15 protein-coding genes are annotated in these 13,740 nt (G+C 69.1%); 2 read left to right on the top strand and 13 right to left on the bottom strand.

From position 1 onward, the window contains the following. Nucleotides 1-55: 55 nt before the first annotated feature. The 12 genes from OHA03_RS40780 to OHA03_RS40835 all read right to left on the bottom strand — a co-directional run bounded on the left by OHA03_RS40780 (nt 56) and on the right by OHA03_RS40835 (nt 12,379). Nucleotides 56-631 carry a hypothetical protein gene (locus OHA03_RS40780; RefSeq protein ID WP_267009009.1) on the bottom strand — a complete coding sequence of 192 codons (576 nt, stop codon included), beginning with the start codon at nt 629-631 and terminating at the stop codon, nt 56-58. Then, nucleotides 604-1,875: an MCE family protein gene (locus OHA03_RS40785; protein WP_267009010.1), complete on the bottom strand. Its 1,272-nt coding sequence runs from the start codon at nt 1,873-1,875 to the stop codon at nt 604-606. Before OHA03_RS40785 ends, OHA03_RS40780 begins: the two co-directional genes overlap by 28 nt. Continuing rightward, nucleotides 1,872-3,173 carry an MCE family protein gene (locus OHA03_RS40790; RefSeq protein WP_267009011.1) on the bottom strand — a complete coding sequence of 434 codons (1,302 nt, stop codon included), beginning with the start codon at nt 3,171-3,173 and terminating at the stop codon, nt 1,872-1,874. The genes OHA03_RS40785 and OHA03_RS40790 overlap by 4 nt, the downstream gene beginning before the upstream one ends. Next, nucleotides 3,170-4,336: an MCE family protein gene (locus OHA03_RS40795; protein WP_267009012.1), complete on the bottom strand. Its 1,167-nt coding sequence runs from the start codon at nt 4,334-4,336 to the stop codon at nt 3,170-3,172. Before OHA03_RS40795 ends, OHA03_RS40790 begins: the two co-directional genes overlap by 4 nt. Then, nucleotides 4,333-5,313 carry an MCE family protein gene (locus OHA03_RS40800; RefSeq protein WP_267009013.1) on the bottom strand — a complete coding sequence of 327 codons (981 nt, stop codon included), beginning with the start codon at nt 5,311-5,313 and terminating at the stop codon, nt 4,333-4,335. The genes OHA03_RS40795 and OHA03_RS40800 overlap by 4 nt, the downstream gene beginning before the upstream one ends. Beyond that, nucleotides 5,310-6,344, bottom strand: a complete 1,035-nt coding sequence (locus tag OHA03_RS40805) for an MCE family protein (protein ID WP_267009014.1) — start codon at nt 6,342-6,344, stop codon at nt 5,310-5,312. The genes OHA03_RS40800 and OHA03_RS40805 overlap by 4 nt, the downstream gene beginning before the upstream one ends. Then, nucleotides 6,341-7,609: an MCE family protein gene (locus tag OHA03_RS40810; protein ID WP_267009015.1), complete on the bottom strand. Its 1,269-nt coding sequence runs from the start codon at nt 7,607-7,609 to the stop codon at nt 6,341-6,343. The genes OHA03_RS40805 and OHA03_RS40810 overlap by 4 nt, the downstream gene beginning before the upstream one ends. A 6-nt stretch (nt 7,610-7,615) precedes the next feature. Next, nucleotides 7,616-8,419 carry an ABC transporter permease gene (locus tag OHA03_RS40815; RefSeq protein WP_267009016.1) on the bottom strand — a complete coding sequence of 268 codons (804 nt, stop codon included), beginning with the start codon at nt 8,417-8,419 and terminating at the stop codon, nt 7,616-7,618. 2 nt (nt 8,420-8,421) lie between these two features. Further along, the gene (locus OHA03_RS40820; protein WP_267009017.1) at nt 8,422-9,192 is read right to left on the bottom strand and encodes an ABC transporter permease; all 771 of its coding nucleotides are present in this window, start codon (nt 9,190-9,192) and stop codon (nt 8,422-8,424) included. Beyond that, nucleotides 9,189-10,148, bottom strand: a complete 960-nt coding sequence (locus tag OHA03_RS40825) for an ABC transporter ATP-binding protein (protein ID WP_267009018.1) — start codon at nt 10,146-10,148, stop codon at nt 9,189-9,191. The genes OHA03_RS40820 and OHA03_RS40825 overlap by 4 nt, the downstream gene beginning before the upstream one ends. 109 nt (nt 10,149-10,257) lie before the next feature. After that, the gene (locus OHA03_RS40830) at nt 10,258-11,259 is read right to left on the bottom strand and encodes an RNA polymerase sigma factor (protein ID WP_267009019.1); all 1,002 of its coding nucleotides are present in this window, start codon (nt 11,257-11,259) and stop codon (nt 10,258-10,260) included. 55 nt (nt 11,260-11,314) lie between these two features. After that, the gene (locus OHA03_RS40835) at nt 11,315-12,379 is read right to left on the bottom strand and encodes a lytic transglycosylase domain-containing protein (RefSeq protein WP_267009020.1); all 1,065 of its coding nucleotides are present in this window, start codon (nt 12,377-12,379) and stop codon (nt 11,315-11,317) included. Between the two features lie 511 nt (nt 12,380-12,890). Here OHA03_RS40835 and OHA03_RS40840 point away from each other — a divergent pair. Beyond that, the gene (locus tag OHA03_RS40840) at nt 12,891-13,052 is read left to right on the top strand and encodes a hypothetical protein (protein ID WP_267009699.1); all 162 of its coding nucleotides are present in this window, start codon (nt 12,891-12,893) and stop codon (nt 13,050-13,052) included. 107 nt (nt 13,053-13,159) lie between these two features. Here OHA03_RS40840 and OHA03_RS40845 read toward each other — a convergent pair whose 3' ends face one another. Next, a complete protein-coding gene (locus OHA03_RS40845; RefSeq protein WP_267008960.1) occupies nt 13,160-13,342 on the bottom strand; it encodes a hypothetical protein in 183 nt (60 codons plus the stop codon). Nucleotides 13,343-13,377: 35 nt separating this feature from the next. On the opposite strand from OHA03_RS40845, the gene OHA03_RS40850 reads away from it, so the two are divergent. Beyond that, nucleotides 13,378-13,674: a hypothetical protein gene (locus tag OHA03_RS40850; protein WP_267009021.1), complete on the top strand. Its 297-nt coding sequence runs from the start codon at nt 13,378-13,380 to the stop codon at nt 13,672-13,674. The last annotated feature ends 66 nt before the right edge of the window (nt 13,675-13,740 follow it).

The raw sequence follows: 13,740 nt of genomic DNA on the forward strand, positions 1-13,740 counted from the left end.
CCTCACTGCCTTGCTCCTCACTGCAGGTGATACGGGTGTGTCCTCGGGCACCCGGTCAGCCGACGAACTCGACATCGGACGTCAGCCAGCGGCCGTGCTCGAGTACGAGATCGAGCTGGAGCCGATAGGTGCGGCCCTGGCCCCCGGGGGCGGCGGAATTGGTCACCTTGCTGTCGGCGACGACCAGGACGCGTGCGGTGCGCTCGTCGGCACGGGCGATGCCCGCTTCGAGCACCTGCCCCTGCGACACCGACTTGTTGGCCGCGACCAGCTTCGTCAGCTCGGCGGTCTGCGCGGAGAACTGCTCCTTGAAGGCACCGGTGGCGCCCTTCAGCACGTTCTCGCTGTCCTGCTCGTAGTGCCGGTAGTCGAGCGAGGTGAAGTTGAGTGCGGACTGGCGGGCGGCGGCCAAAATGTCCTGGTGCCGCTGCTCCTCCGCGCGCTGCTCGTACACCTGGACGCAGAGCCAGCCGCTCAGCGCCGTGGTCACGACCGTCGCCACGGCGAGCGTCGCCGCCACGGCCCTGCCACGCCGGGCCGAGGCCGCTGTCGTGGTGCCGAGCAGGCGGAGCAAGCGGGTCAGGCGCGCGAGGATGCCCGCGTTCACGCCATAGGTCCGACGAGCAGCCATTGCCACGAGTCCTTTCCGAGCACACTCTGTTCGCCGCCCGTCGAGCCGATCTCGACGGGCGTTCCGTCCGGACCGGCGGCGATGCCGGTATCCGGGTCGTACGGGGTCACATACGCGGCCCGACCGGCCCCCGTCGAAGCCGAGGCACCGGGCACGTTCTGCGCGCCACGGACCGAGGTGGCGCTGCCGCGCGGGGCCGTGCAGTGCGCGCCGGTGTCGGCGGGGCGCTCGCTGGTGTCCGCGGGGTCGCGCCGCTGGGTGCCGTATCCCTGACGGCACGGCGCTGGATCGTCGGCCCCGGCGACCAGGCCGAAGTGGGTGGTGCCGTCGCCCGGGACGACCGTGGGACTGCCCGCGACGACGACCGGAAAGGTCACCAGGGCCTGTTCCACGCCGGGCAGCCGCGCCACGGTGATCTGGCCGCCGCTGATCAGATTTCCCAGCAGCACGGGCAGAGCGGTCTCGTTCGCCTTGAGCAGCGAGTTCAGCTCCTGCGCGGCCGGTGCGGTCGAGCCGATCAGCCTGCGCAGGTCCCCGTCACTGGACTTCAGCTCGGCGGTCAGGGCCGCCAGGTCGTGCGAGAACGACCTGATCGCCGACCCCTTGTCGACCTGTGTCTTGAGGACCGTGCGCGAGTCCTCGATCAGCGAGACGGTCTGCGGCAGTGACGCGGACGCCGACTCCACCAAGTTGTTGCCCGAGTCCACAAGACGGCTCAGATGCGGGCCGGTTCCGGCGAAGGCATTGCCGAGCTCGTCGACCGTGATCCGCAGATCTTTCTTGCCCACGGAGTTGACCAGCCGGTCCAGACTCAGCACGACATCCGTGGTGGGCAGCGGCACCCGGGTGTCACCGCGGGCGATCACGCTCCCGTCCCTCAGATACGGGCCGTCGCTGACCCGCGGCTGCAGATCGACGTACTGCTCGCCGACCGCCGAACGGTTCGCCACCACCGCCAGCGTGTTGGCCGGTATGCGCGCCCCGTCCTCGATCTCCAGCGCCACCGACACCCCACGGGAGCCGGACAGCCGCAGCTCACCGACGCGGCCCACTGGCACCCCGCGATAGGTGACCTCCGCGCCCCGGAAGACTCCTCCGGTCGCGGTGAACTCGGCGCGCACGGTGTAACCGCGGTCGAGGAGGGCATCCGCCAGGCCGGTGTACCTGGCGCCCACGTACGACACCCCGACGGCGGTGACCGTGGCGAAGGCGAGCAACTGGGCCTTGACCGTACGAGTGATCACAGTTGCATCCCCTTCAGCATGAGCTCGGCAAGGGCGAGCGATACCCCGGGCGGAAGGCGGTCCGCGTTCCTGCCTCCGTAGGTGGCGTAACTGCCGGTGCACACCGGCGGACACAGCGGATCGGAATCGACCGGCGGCCCGGACGGTGTGCCGGGCTTCTTGGGCACGCCCGGAGCCTTCGGCAGCGCGGTGGGCAGCGGTACGCCGGGTCCCCCCGGCAACTCCGGCAGCTCCGGCAGCTCCGGTAGTTCGGGCTTGTCCGGTGCGCCCGGTTTCTTGGGCTCTTCGGCGAGATTGCCGTAGACGCTCGCCAGATCCAGATCAGCAGTGATCTTGAGATTGACGTAGTCGCCCTTGATGGCGCCCGTCACGTTGCGCGGGAACGGATACGTCGTCAGAAGCTCCAGGGAGTTGGGCAGATCGCTGCCTGCCTTGTTCAACTGCTTCAGGATCGGCCGCAGACTGCGCAGATTGGCGGTCAGGTCGGCCCGTGAGGCATTGACCACCTTGGTGCCGGCCGTGCCGAGCTTCGACAGAGACGTGAGCATCGCGGTCAGCTTGCGGCGCTGGGCTGCCAGCACCTTCAGTGCGCCCGGCATGGTGTCGACCGCCGTGGCGATGGTCTTCTTCTCCCGCGCCAGCCGTGTGGCCAGCCGGTCGATTCCTTCGAGCGCGCGGACGATCTCCTTGCGCTGCCCGTCAAGACCGCCCAGGAAGGTGTCCAGCTCGGTCAGCAGGGACCTCACCCGGTTCTCCCGGCCCTCCAGGGCCTTGTTCAACTCCGTGGTGACCGTCTTCAGCTGAGCCACCCCGCCGCCATTGAGTAGCGCCGACAGCGCGGAGAGCACCTCCTCGATCTCCGGGTTTTGCCCGCTGCGGGACAGCGGGATCCGGTCACCGTCGCGGAGCCTGCCCACGGGTGCCCTCTCCGCCGGGGCGGACAGAGCCACGTACTTCTCGCCGAGCATGCTGGTCTGGCGCAGCTCGGCGATCGCGTTGCCCGGCAGCTTCACCGTGCCGTCGACCCGGAGCCGCACACGGGCATGCCAGTCGACCAGCTCCACCTTCTCGACCGAGCCCACCGTGACGTTGTTGACCTTCACGGCCGACTGCGGCACCAGGTCGAGGACGTCCCGGAACTCGACGGTGACCCGGTAGGCGTTGCCGTTGTCGGCCGCGCCGCCGGGCAGCCCCACGTCGTACAGGCCGTTGAACTCGCAGCCGGTGAGCACCACCGAGCCCACCGCCGTCCACAGGGCCGCCGCCCTGCCACCGCGCCGCACTCTGCTGATCGTCATGCCCTGGCCTCCAGGATTCCGCCAAGCGTCCGGTCGACCGGTCCGGTGCCCGACACCGGTGCGGCGCTGGCCAGTTGGGGCAGCGTGTCGAAGAGCTCCTGGAGCTCCTTGCAGTCCGGGTTCTTGCCGCCGGCGTCCCCCGTGGTCCTCAGCAGCGAGCAGAGCAGTGCGGCCGGATCCTGGGGCTGGTCCAGGTTGTTACGGGTGTCGAGGGTGCCGGACGAGGGGTTGTAGGCGTTCTGCAGGTTGGAGAGCCCGGCCGGCGCGACCTCCAGCAGCTCTGCCAGGGCGGCACGCTGGGTGACCAGCACCTTGGTGACCTTGCTGAGTCCCTTCACATCCGCCGTCAGTGCCTTCTTGTTGCTGCGTACGAACGCGGCCACATCGCCCAGCGCCACCCCCAGATGCCGCAGCGCCGCCGCCAGGTCCTTGCGTTCCCCGGCGAGCTGGTCGGCCACGTCGGAGAGGCTGTCGTTGAACGACCGCACGTTCTTGTCGTCGGCGGCCAGCGCCGCGGTGAACACCTGCAGATTCCGTACGGTGCCGAACAGGTCCTGTCGGCCGTCGGAGAGGGTGGTGACCGCCAGTGACAGGCCCTCGACCGTCTGGTTGAGCTGTGCGCCCTGGCCGTCGAGAGTGTCCGCGCTCACCCCGAGCAACCGGGACAGCGAACCGTCCGCGTTGGCGCCTTTCGGGCCGAACGCCGTGGCTGTCGTGTGCAGGCTGTCGAAGATTCGGTCCAGCTCGACCGGCACGGCCGTGCGACTCTCCGGAATGAACGCGCCGTCCTCCATCGCGGGACCGCCGCGGTAGACGGGCAGCAGCTGTACGTAACGGTCGCTGACGACCGAGGAGTTGATGATCGCGGCCTGCGCGTTCGCGGGGATCTTGCGCCCGGACTCGTACTCAAGCTCCACCCGCACGCGACCGCCTTCCGGCGTGATCTTCCCGACCTCACCGACGCGGACGCCGAGGACCCGTACGTCCGAGCCGGGGTGGATGCCGACGGTGCGCGGGAAGTACGCGGTGATATGGACAGGGGTTGAGCGCGGCCACAGGACGACTGCCGTCGTGCCCGCAACGAGCGCGAACGCGACGACCAGGGCCAGACGCCGAGCAAGACGTCCCCTCAGTGTGAGAGGCGGTATGAAACTGGACTTCATCGCGAGCCTCCCGTCCGCGGAACCGCCGGAGCGGCGACCACGTTCTGGATATAGCTGTCGAACCACCGCCCGTTGCCGAGGGTGTTGGTGAACACCCGCACGTAGGGCGCGAGCAACTTGATGCTTCGGTCGAGGCTCGCCTGGTTACGTTCGAGCATGCTGACCACCGAGTTGAGGCCTTTGAGCGCCGGGCCGATCTGCTTACGGTTGTCCTCGACCAGGCCGGAGAGCTGGATGCCGACCGCGGCCGAGCTCTTGAGCAGCGAGTGGATCGCCGCCCGCCGCCTGGCGATCTCCTTGAAGAGCTTGTCGCCGTCCCTGACCAGCACGACGAACTCCTCGGAGCGGTTCTTCAGCACACCGGTGACCCCATGGGCATGATCGAGGAGTTGCCGCAGCGACTGATCGCGGGAGGCGACCGTCCGGGAGATCTTCGACAGGCCCTTGATGGACGCCCGTACCTCGGTCGGCGAATCCTCGAAGGTGGCGGAGATGGTGTCGAGAGCCTTCGCCAGCCGGGCTGTGTCAACCTTCTCCGTGGTGGTCGTCAGATCACTGAACGCTGCCACGACGTCGTACGCGGGAACCGTCCGGTTCAGCGGAATCTCGCTGCCGGGCCGCAACTGCCCGGTGCCCTTCGGCTGCAGTGCGAGGTACTTCGCGCCCAGGATCGTCTTGACCCTGATGGCAGCCCCGGTCCGGGTGCCGAACTCGGGCTCTCCCTTGACCCGGAAGGTGACTTTGACATGGTCACCGTCCAGGTCGACCTCGTCGACCTTGCCCACCTTGACCCCGGCGATCCGCACCTCGTCGCCGGGCTTGAGGCCGCCCGCCTCGGAGAAGGCCGCGCTGTACGTCTCGCCGTCGCCGATCAACGGCAGGCTGTCGGCGTTGAACGCGGCCAAGGCCAGCAGCGCGAGCGTGGTGATGCCCACGGCTCCGATCACCACAGGATTTTTCTCGCGGAACGGAATCATGAGCACCTCGCCCGGGCGACATGGAGCTCGGGGGTGAGTTTCTCCCTGGTCTTCGGCAGCACGATCCGGCCGTCGAAGTCACAGAGGTAGAAGTTGAACCAGGAGCCGTACGAGGCGGTCCCTGTCAGCTTGTTCAGCTTGTTCGGCAGCCGCTTCAGCACGCCCTCCACGGTCTTCTCGTTCGCGTTCAGCGTTCCGGTGAGGTCTCGCAGCCCGGCGATGTCGTCGCGCAGCGGAGGCCGGGCGTCCTGGAGGAGGCCCGAGGTGGCTTCGGTCAGCCCGTCGATGCCCGCCAGTGACGCGCCGATCGGCTTACGGTCGGCGGAGAGGCCGGAGATCAGCCGTTGCAGCTGCTTGAGGAGGCCGGAGAAGCGGGCATCGCGCTTGTCCAGAGTCCCAAGCACCGTGTTGAGGTTGTCGATCACGGAGCCGATCAGCTCGTCGCGATCGGCGATCGTCGTGGTGAGCGACGCGGTGTGCGCGAGCAGGCTGTTGACGGTCCCTCCTTCGCCCTGCAGGGTCTTGATGATTTCGGTGGCGAGCTGGTTGACGTCTTCGGGGCTCAGCGCCGCGAACAACGGCTTGAACCCGCCGAGCAGGGCGTTGAGATCGAGCGCGGGCATCGTCCTGGCGAGCGGGATCACGCCGCCCGGCTCGAGACGCGTACCGTCGCCCGCGCCCTCGGTCAGGGCGACATAGCGCGACCCCACCAGACTCCGGTAGCGGATGACCGCGCCGGTGCTGCTCAGCAGCGGCCGGTCACGGGAGACGGTGAACGTCACCTCGGCCAGCGTGCGGTCCTTGATCGCGATGTCCTGGACCTCGCCGACGCGCACTCCGGCCACCCTGATGTCGTCGCCCTCCTCCAGGCTGGTGACATCGCTGAACACCGCCCGGTAGGTGTCCTCGGGAGTGAAGGAGATATTGACGATGGTCGCCGCGAGCAGCGCGGTCGCCAGCACCGTCACCACCGCGAACACACTGAATTTGACCAGCGGCGCCATGGCATCGGTGGCACGTGCTCTCCTCATGCGACGCTCACCGCCGTTCCGCGGGCCATCGGGCCGAACAGCAGCGTCGCGACCGCGGGCACCCGGTCGGCCGGCACCCCGAGGACGGGGGCCACGAGCGAGCCGACGGCCCCCTGCTCGGCCGCGGTGGCGGACACACCGGCTCCGCCGGGCAGTCCGCCCGCGCCTGTCCGCGACGTACCGTCGTCGAGATGGACATCGGGTGCGGGGACATGAGGGTTGGGCAGGCCCCTGCAGTCGGGGCCTGAGCGCTCTGCATAGCGCGGTTCCTCACCGGGTCGGTACGCGGGCCGCGGGTGGACGAATTCGAGCGTGATGTGCATCTCTCCGCCCCTGAACGCCTCTTCGGACGCCGCCTCCTGCTTCACCAGGCCGTCGAGGAGGCAGGGGTATTCGGGTGCGTAACGGGCGAACAGCGCCAGCGTGGGCCGGGAGACACGGCCGAGCGTGATGAGCCGGTCGCCGTTGCCGTCGAAGAACTTCTCCGCGGTGCCGGCGACCGTGGTGGTCGTCTTCAGAGCCTCGGCCAGCCGGTCCTGCTGCTCGACGACTGTGCGGCTGGTGGTGACGGAGTTGCGCAGGATCCGCATCAGATCGGGTGCGGCGTCGCCGTACACCTCCGCCACATCGGCGAAGCGTGCGATGTCCTCCTTGATGGACGGCATATGGGGGTTGAGGTCGTGCAAGTAGCCTTCGACGCGGGCCAGATTGGCGCCGATGCGGTCCCCGCGCCCTTCCAGAGCGGTGGCGAACGCGGACAGGGTGGCGTTGAGCTCCGCGGGCCGTACGGTGCGCAACAGCGGCAGCAGGTCGTTCATCAGCTGCTGCAGCTCGATGCCGACCGTCGTGCGGTCCTGGGTGATGACATCGCCGGCACGGATGTGCCGGGCGCCTGACCCGCGTGGCGGCACCAGATCGACGAACTTCTCGCCGAACAGCGTCTTGGGCAGCAGTCGGGCGTGCACGTCGGCCGGGATACGCGAGACATGCTCCGGCTCGAGCGCGATGTCGAGAGTCGCCTTCTCACCGTCGGCCCGCACCGCGCGCACCTCGCCGACCAGCAGCCCGCGCAGTTTGACGTCGGCCCGCGGGTCCAGCTGGTTGCCCAGCGTGTCGGCCTCCAGCGTGATGCATACGACCGAGGTGAACACCTGCTGGTAGACGGCCACGGACAGCGACAGCAACAGCCCCATCACCACGAGGAAGGCGACGCCGTACAGCCTCAGCCGGGTGCCTCGTGCCAGGGTCGGTCCTGGAATGCGCATCGCTCGTTACCCCGCAATCCGTACGGTCGTATTGGCGCCCCAGATCGCCAGACTGAGGAAGAAGTCGAGGACGTTGACGGCGACGATGGAGGTGCGCACCGCGCGGCCGACCGCGACGCCGACGCCGGCCGGGCCACCGCTCGCGTAGTAGCCGTAGTAGCAGTGCACAAGGATGATCACGACGGCGAATACGATCACCTTGCCGAAGGACCAGAACACGTCGACCGGCGGCAGATACTGCTGGAAGTAGTGGTCGTAGGTGCCGGTGGACTGTCCGTAGTAGCCGGTGGTGATGGTGCGTGCGGCGAAATACGAGGACAGCAGCCCGATCACATAGAGCGGGATCACGGCGACAAAGCCGGCGATCATCCGGGTGGTCACCAGGAACGGCAGCGAGGGAACACCCATCACCTCGAGCGCGTCCGTCTCCTCGCTGATCCGCATCGCGCCGAGTTGGGCGGTGAACCCGGCGCCGACCGTCGCAGACAGGGCGAGACCCGCCACCAGCGGTGCGATCTCACGGGTGTTGAAGTACGCCGAGAGGAACGCCACGAAGTTCGACGTGCCCAGCTGGTTCAGCGCCGCGTACCCCTGCAGGCCGACCTCGGTGCCGGTGAAGAAGGACAGGAAGGCGATGACACCGACGGTTCCGCCGACGACGGCCAGCGCGCCGCGACCGAAGCTCACCTCCGCGAGCAGCCGCAGGATCTCCTTCTTGTAGCGGCGCAGGGTCCGTCCGGTCCAGGTCAGTGAGCGCCCGTAGAAGGCCAGTTGGGTGCCCAGCTCCTCGAGCCATTGCGTGAGTCCCATACTCATCCCTTCTGCGGCACGATCTGGAAGTAGGCGGCGGTCATCACAAAGTTGGTGACGAACAGCAGCATGAAAGTGATCACCACGGACTGATTCACGGCGTCGCCCACGCCCTTCGGACCGCCCTTGGCGGTGAGTCCCTTGTACGAGGCGACGATCGCGGCGATGGCGCCGAAAACCAGGGCCTTGAGCTCGGCCGCCCACAGGTCCGACAGCTGGGCGAGGGTGGTGAACGACGCGAGATAGGCGCCGGGCGTGCCGTTCTGCAGGATCACGTTGAAGAAGTAGCCGCCGGCCACGCCGACGACCGAGACCAGGCCGTTGAGCAGGACCGCCACCACCATCGAGGCCAGTACGCGCGGTACGACCAGGCGGTGGACAGGGTCGATGCCCAGTACCTCCATGGCGTCGATCTCCTCGCGGATCTTCCGCGCCCCGAGGTCCGCGCAGATCGCGGTGCCTCCCGCCCCGGCGATCAGCAGCGCCGTCACGATCGGCGAGGCCTCGCGCAGCACCGCCAGGACGGACGCGGCTCCGGCGAAGGACTGCGCGCCCAGCTGCCGGGTCAGACTGCCGATCTGCAGGGCGATCACGGCGCCGAAGGGAATGGACACCAGCGCGGTCGGCAGGATCGTCACACTCGCGATGAACCACGCCTGCTGGATGAACTCCCTTGCCTGGAAGGGGCGTCTGGGCATAGTCCGCAGGACGTCGAGACCCAGCGCGAAGAGGTTGCCCGAGTGCCTCAGCGCTCCGGTGGGCGACAGGCTCATATGTCCGCCCCCCTTCCGCGCACTGCGGCCCTCACCTGTCGCAGCGCCTCCCGCTCGGCGATCGCCTCCCAGCGCGGCGGGCGGGTGATCCCCGCGGTGGGCAGAAGACGCGGAGTCAGCTCGGGCAGCCCCCGCGGCACGGGATCAGCGTCATCGCCGAGCTGTGCCAGCTCCTGTTCGACCTGGGCCGCGTCCTTCTCCTCGGCCATGCCGATCGGACCCTGCATCCGGCCGTTGAGGAACTGCCGTACCACCGGCTCCTCGCTGGTCAGCAGCTTTTCCCGGGGGCCGAACATCACCAGCTCGCGCCGGAACAGCAGCCCGATGTTGTCCGGGACCTGCCGCGCCGACGCGATGTCGTGGGTGACGATCAGAAAAGTCGCGTCGATCTGCGCGTTGAGGTCGACGATCAGCTGGTTGAGATAGGCCACCCGGACCGGGTCGAGCCCCGAGTCCGGCTCGTCGAAGAGGATGATCTCCGGATCGAGAACCAGGGCCCTGGCCAGTCCGGCCCGTTTGCGCATACCGCCGGATATCTCGCCGGGCAGCTTCTCCTCGGCACCGATCAGGCCGACCATGTCCATCTTCTCGAGCACGATCCCTCTGATCGCGCTCTCCGGCTTGCGGGTGTGCTCCCGCAGCGGGAAGGCGATGTTGTCGTAGAGGTTCATGGACCCGAACAGCGCGCCGTCCTGGAACAGCACGCCGAACAGCTTCCGCACCTCGTACAGGTCGTGTTCGCGCAGGGCGGTGATGTCCGTACCCGCGATCCGGATCGACCCGCGTTCGGGCTTGAGCAGCCCGACGAGCGTCTTGAGGAACACCGACTTGCCCGTGCCCGAAGGACCGAGCATCACCGAGACCTCGCCGGCGGGCAGCGTCAGCGAAACGTCCTGCCAGATGACCTGGTGACCGAAGGACTTGGTCAGCCCTTCCACGCAGATCTCGACACCCATCCGGTTCACCCTTCAGCCGTGGAGCAGCTCCGACATCTGCTCTACGGGGAAGGGCGGCCCGTCCGTCGCTGCGGACAGAAGATTTTTTCCGGACAGTTCCCGAAGGTTTTTACGGGTGGGGAATCGGCGACGCCGCGTCCGTCCCGTCGGCCGGTAGGGCCACCGTGGGCAGTGACGTCGACGGCAGCGATGCGGACGGCAACGGTGCCGACGGCAGGTCGGACAGACCGGGTGCGGGAACCTCCGGCACGGCCGGCATCTCCGGGACGGCCGGAGTGCTCAGCGGCAGTGGCGGCAGCGAAACCCGGGGCAGTGGCCTGAGCAAGGGACCGCCGGAACGCCGCCCGGCGTCCGTAGCGGCCCGCGCCGGCCCGGTAGGAGTGGATGCGGTCGGCGGCGCCGTACGGGCGAGGGCCGACTCCCGCGCATCCGCGGCCTGTGAGACCCCGGGGGACGCGGGACGCGACGAACCGGGCCCGTCCCTGTCATGGACGTACGGCAGGAGGATCAGGCCCGCGAACGCCAGCGTCGCCGCTGTTGAGGCCACCGCCACTGCGTGGGCGTTCCCGCCCCGTGGGCGGCCGTGCCCGACCAGCCACAGGGCGAGGCCCAGCGTGGCGGCCAGCGAATGGCGCAGCGTCCGGCGGGCCCGAGCCAGCAGGGACTCGACGGTGCGGTAACTCAGCCCCATCTTCACGGCGACCTGGCCGACGTCCAGATCCTCGGACTTCAGCCACAGGGCCTCGGCCTGGCGGGCGGGCAGTTCATCGCTGCGGCGGGCGAGCCACCTCGCCTCGGCGCGGTCGCAGACAGCCTCCTCGACCGGCACCGGGGCCGGCGAGAGAAGCCTCGGGCTGCTGCGCACCTCGCTCTCCCGGTTGACCTGCCGGTAGCGGTCCACGCACAGCCGCATCGTCACCGTCGTCAGCCATGCGCCCAGCCGCTCGTCGTCCAGTTCCGGGTGCTCAACTGCGCGCAGCATCGCCTCGTGTACGGCGTCCTCGGCGTCCTCCGGACTCATGGATCTGCGCCGGGCCACCTTGAGCAGCTGCTCGCGGTGGCTCCACGCGCGCTGCCACCGGTCGTCGGCCGCGTTTGTGTCCGTCGCCATGAGGGCCCCTTCGCGCTCACCCGGCCGGGCATGGTTCGGCCCGACGCTGGGGAGATTACCGCCCGGTATCCGGGCTTGTGGAGGGGGAGGCTTGCATCGTTCTGGTTCCGTTGCTGGTCAGCCCACCGACCCCCGGCAGCTCGGCGATGGGGCTCGGGAGCGCGGGCAGCGGCACTGCGGGCTCCGCGCCGCCGCCAACGCTCTTCGAAGGCGAGGGTGAAGAGGAAGGCGGGGGCGAGGAGTTGGGCGCTACGGACGCACCCGCCGGGTGGCCGGGAGCCACGGAGGACGCAGTCGGCCGCGGTTTCTTCGTCGCCTTCGGCTTGGGACGGACGGCCGGTCCAGAACCCTGGTCCGGGACGACCCGGTGGCCGTCGAGGTAGTACGCGAACCATGCCTTGACCGTGCGCAGATACGCACCGGAGCGGTTGTAGCCGAGGATCGCGCGGTCCAGGTCCGCCGCCCGGGAGAGATCGCGCCCGCCCGTGCACAGATAGCGCCCCGCCGCGAGCGCCGCGTCGTAGATGTTGCCCGGATCGCTGCGCCCGTCGCCGTTGCCGTCAGCGCCCCAGATGTCCCAGGTCGACGGAATGAACTGCATCGGGCCCACGGCACGGTCGTACGCGAAGTCCCCGTCGTACGCCCCGCCGTCGCTGTCCCTGATGACCGCGAACCCATTGCCGTCAAGGCGCGGGCCGAGGATCGGTGCGAGTGTCGTGCCGTCCGCTCGCACCCGGCCGCCGCGTGCCTGCCCGGACTCGACCTGCCCGATCGCGGCGAGCAGTTGCCAGCGCAGCCGGCAGCCCGGTCTGCTGTCCGCGAGCTCGTCCTCGGCCTGCCGGTAGGCGGCCAGGAGGGTGGCCGGCAGCGCACCTCCGACTTGCAGGCCTGAGCCGCCCTTGCCCCCGGTGGCGCCCGCTGCTCCGCGCGACCGCAGGGGCGGGAGCTCGGTGCGGTACGGGGTGTCGCCTGAGACACTCGGCCTCGGCGGGGTCGAGTGCACCGTTACCGGGGCAAGGGCGTGAGCCGCCGTCCCCGGCGCCTGCGAGGCGGTCAGTGCTGCCATGGCCGCCGTGACGACCGCTGTCGCCCGGACACGTCTGCGCTTGCGCCCTGTCATGATGCAGCCCCCTCCCGGGGCCGCTGTTGTGCAGCCCGTTCACCTGGTCTACGCGGTAGCGGCGTGGGTCCGTCGGTGGGTGTCGTGCCTTTTCCGGAGCCTCTCCAGGCCGAGAGGGCCGACGACGGCGCCGGAGGGCGCGGCTCCGTAGCGGCATGGTGCGACTGGGAGTGGGTCACGACCTAGCCGTGCGGGACTGGTGTGGCCAGGGAACGCGCGGGCGTCAACCCTGACCATCGTCCAAGTTCGGCCTTGCCATTCGGCTCAGTCTTCCGACTGCTGCCGCTCCTACGTTCGTGGCCCAAGAACCACACGGACTGTACGCCTCTCCCTGGTGGGTGGCCAGACATTCATATGACGCCCGCTCAGGGGGTCCAGGCGCACCTTGACCTGCAAGGGGGCAAGCCGCATGGCGTCATGATGCCCATCCACTGGGGCACGGGGACTGCGCGGACGCCAGCGAGCTGCGCCGGGTCTACCGGGCGGCGAAGCGGCGCGCGGGGGAGGCCCGATGATCTGCGACCACTGCGACCGCCCGATGACTCCGGCCGAGACGGAGACCCGCGACATGCCTGGCGAGTCCGGCGCAGGCTGCACGCTCTACCTCCACAAGGGCCGCTGCCCCGCGCCGCCCCCGCCGCGCCCGCGGACGTACTCGCCCCGCAACCGCTGAACTCCCGCCCGTACCCGGGGCCGGCGCTGGCCGGGGTGCGGGCGGGGTTCAGTGTCGGGGCCGCCCGTCCGCGATTTGATCAGAGGGGCGGGGCCGTCGCGCTATGGCTATAGCGGCATGGTTGGCGCGGGGAGGGCGAGGATGCGCGCGAGGGCGCCGGAGTTCTGCCGGTCTGGAGCCTGGTCCTCGTGACCGGCGGTGACCTCGCGGAAGGCCGGCTTCAACTCCATGACGTGCTGCCGGTAGAAGAGATCAAGGGGGTTGTCCCGCTTGCGTGCCGGAATGCTCACAGCCTCGACCTGAACCCCAGCGCGCCCTGCAGCGCTTGGGCGGCCATCTGCACGGTGGCGGCGACCTGCGTGTCGATAGGACCGAGTCCGGAGTCGACCAGCGAGCCGACGGGGACGGGCCGTTTCGGCGGCGCACCCAGGCAATCTCGGTCTGGCTTGCCTCGGGTGTCGACCCCGCGGAGTGTGCGCGGCGGGCCGGACAGAGCATCCAGGTTCTCTTCCGCTACTACGCCAAGTTCCTTGCCGAGGCACGGAAGCATGCCAACAACTTGATTGAGGAGTCGATGCGGCGATGGGTGGCGGGGCCGGAGGATGGCGTGTTGGACACATGAGGACCTTGGCCCGAAATGCCTCGGAACAACTGGTCAGAGGTGGGATAGCGGTGGGATGTATCGGCA

Origin of the sequence: Streptomyces sp. NBC_00154 (genome assembly GCF_026342835.1) — a bacterium.
GTDB lineage: Bacteria > Actinomycetota > Actinomycetes > Streptomycetales > Streptomycetaceae > Streptomyces.

Bases quoted from the DNA above. Each gene is read 5' to 3' on its own strand.
- OHA03_RS40780 (WP_267009009.1), bottom strand. From the start codon at position 631: ATGGCTGCTCGTCGGACCTATGGCGTGAACGCGGGCATCCTCGCGCGC.
- OHA03_RS40790 (WP_267009011.1), bottom strand. From the start codon at position 3,173: ATGACGATCAGCAGAGTGCGGCGCGGTGGCAGGGCGGCGGCCCTGTGG.
- OHA03_RS40795 (WP_267009012.1), bottom strand. From the start codon at position 4,336: ATGAAGTCCAGTTTCATACCGCCTCTCACACTGAGGGGACGTCTTGCT.
- OHA03_RS40800 (WP_267009013.1), bottom strand. From the start codon at position 5,313: ATGATTCCGTTCCGCGAGAAAAATCCTGTGGTGATCGGAGCCGTGGGC.
- OHA03_RS40805 (WP_267009014.1), bottom strand. From the start codon at position 6,344: ATGAGGAGAGCACGTGCCACCGATGCCATGGCGCCGCTGGTCAAATTC.
- OHA03_RS40810 (WP_267009015.1), bottom strand. From the start codon at position 7,609: ATGCGCATTCCAGGACCGACCCTGGCACGAGGCACCCGGCTGAGGCTG.
- OHA03_RS40815 (WP_267009016.1), bottom strand. From the start codon at position 8,419: ATGGGACTCACGCAATGGCTCGAGGAGCTGGGCACCCAACTGGCCTTC.
- OHA03_RS40820 (WP_267009017.1), bottom strand. From the start codon at position 9,192: ATGAGCCTGTCGCCCACCGGAGCGCTGAGGCACTCGGGCAACCTCTTC.
- OHA03_RS40825 (WP_267009018.1), bottom strand. From the start codon at position 10,148: ATGGGTGTCGAGATCTGCGTGGAAGGGCTGACCAAGTCCTTCGGTCAC.
- OHA03_RS40830 (WP_267009019.1), bottom strand. From the start codon at position 11,259: ATGGCGACGGACACAAACGCGGCCGACGACCGGTGGCAGCGCGCGTGG.
- OHA03_RS40835 (WP_267009020.1), bottom strand. From the start codon at position 12,379: ATGACAGGGCGCAAGCGCAGACGTGTCCGGGCGACAGCGGTCGTCACG.
- OHA03_RS40840 (WP_267009699.1), top strand. From the start codon at position 12,891: ATGATCTGCGACCACTGCGACCGCCCGATGACTCCGGCCGAGACGGAG.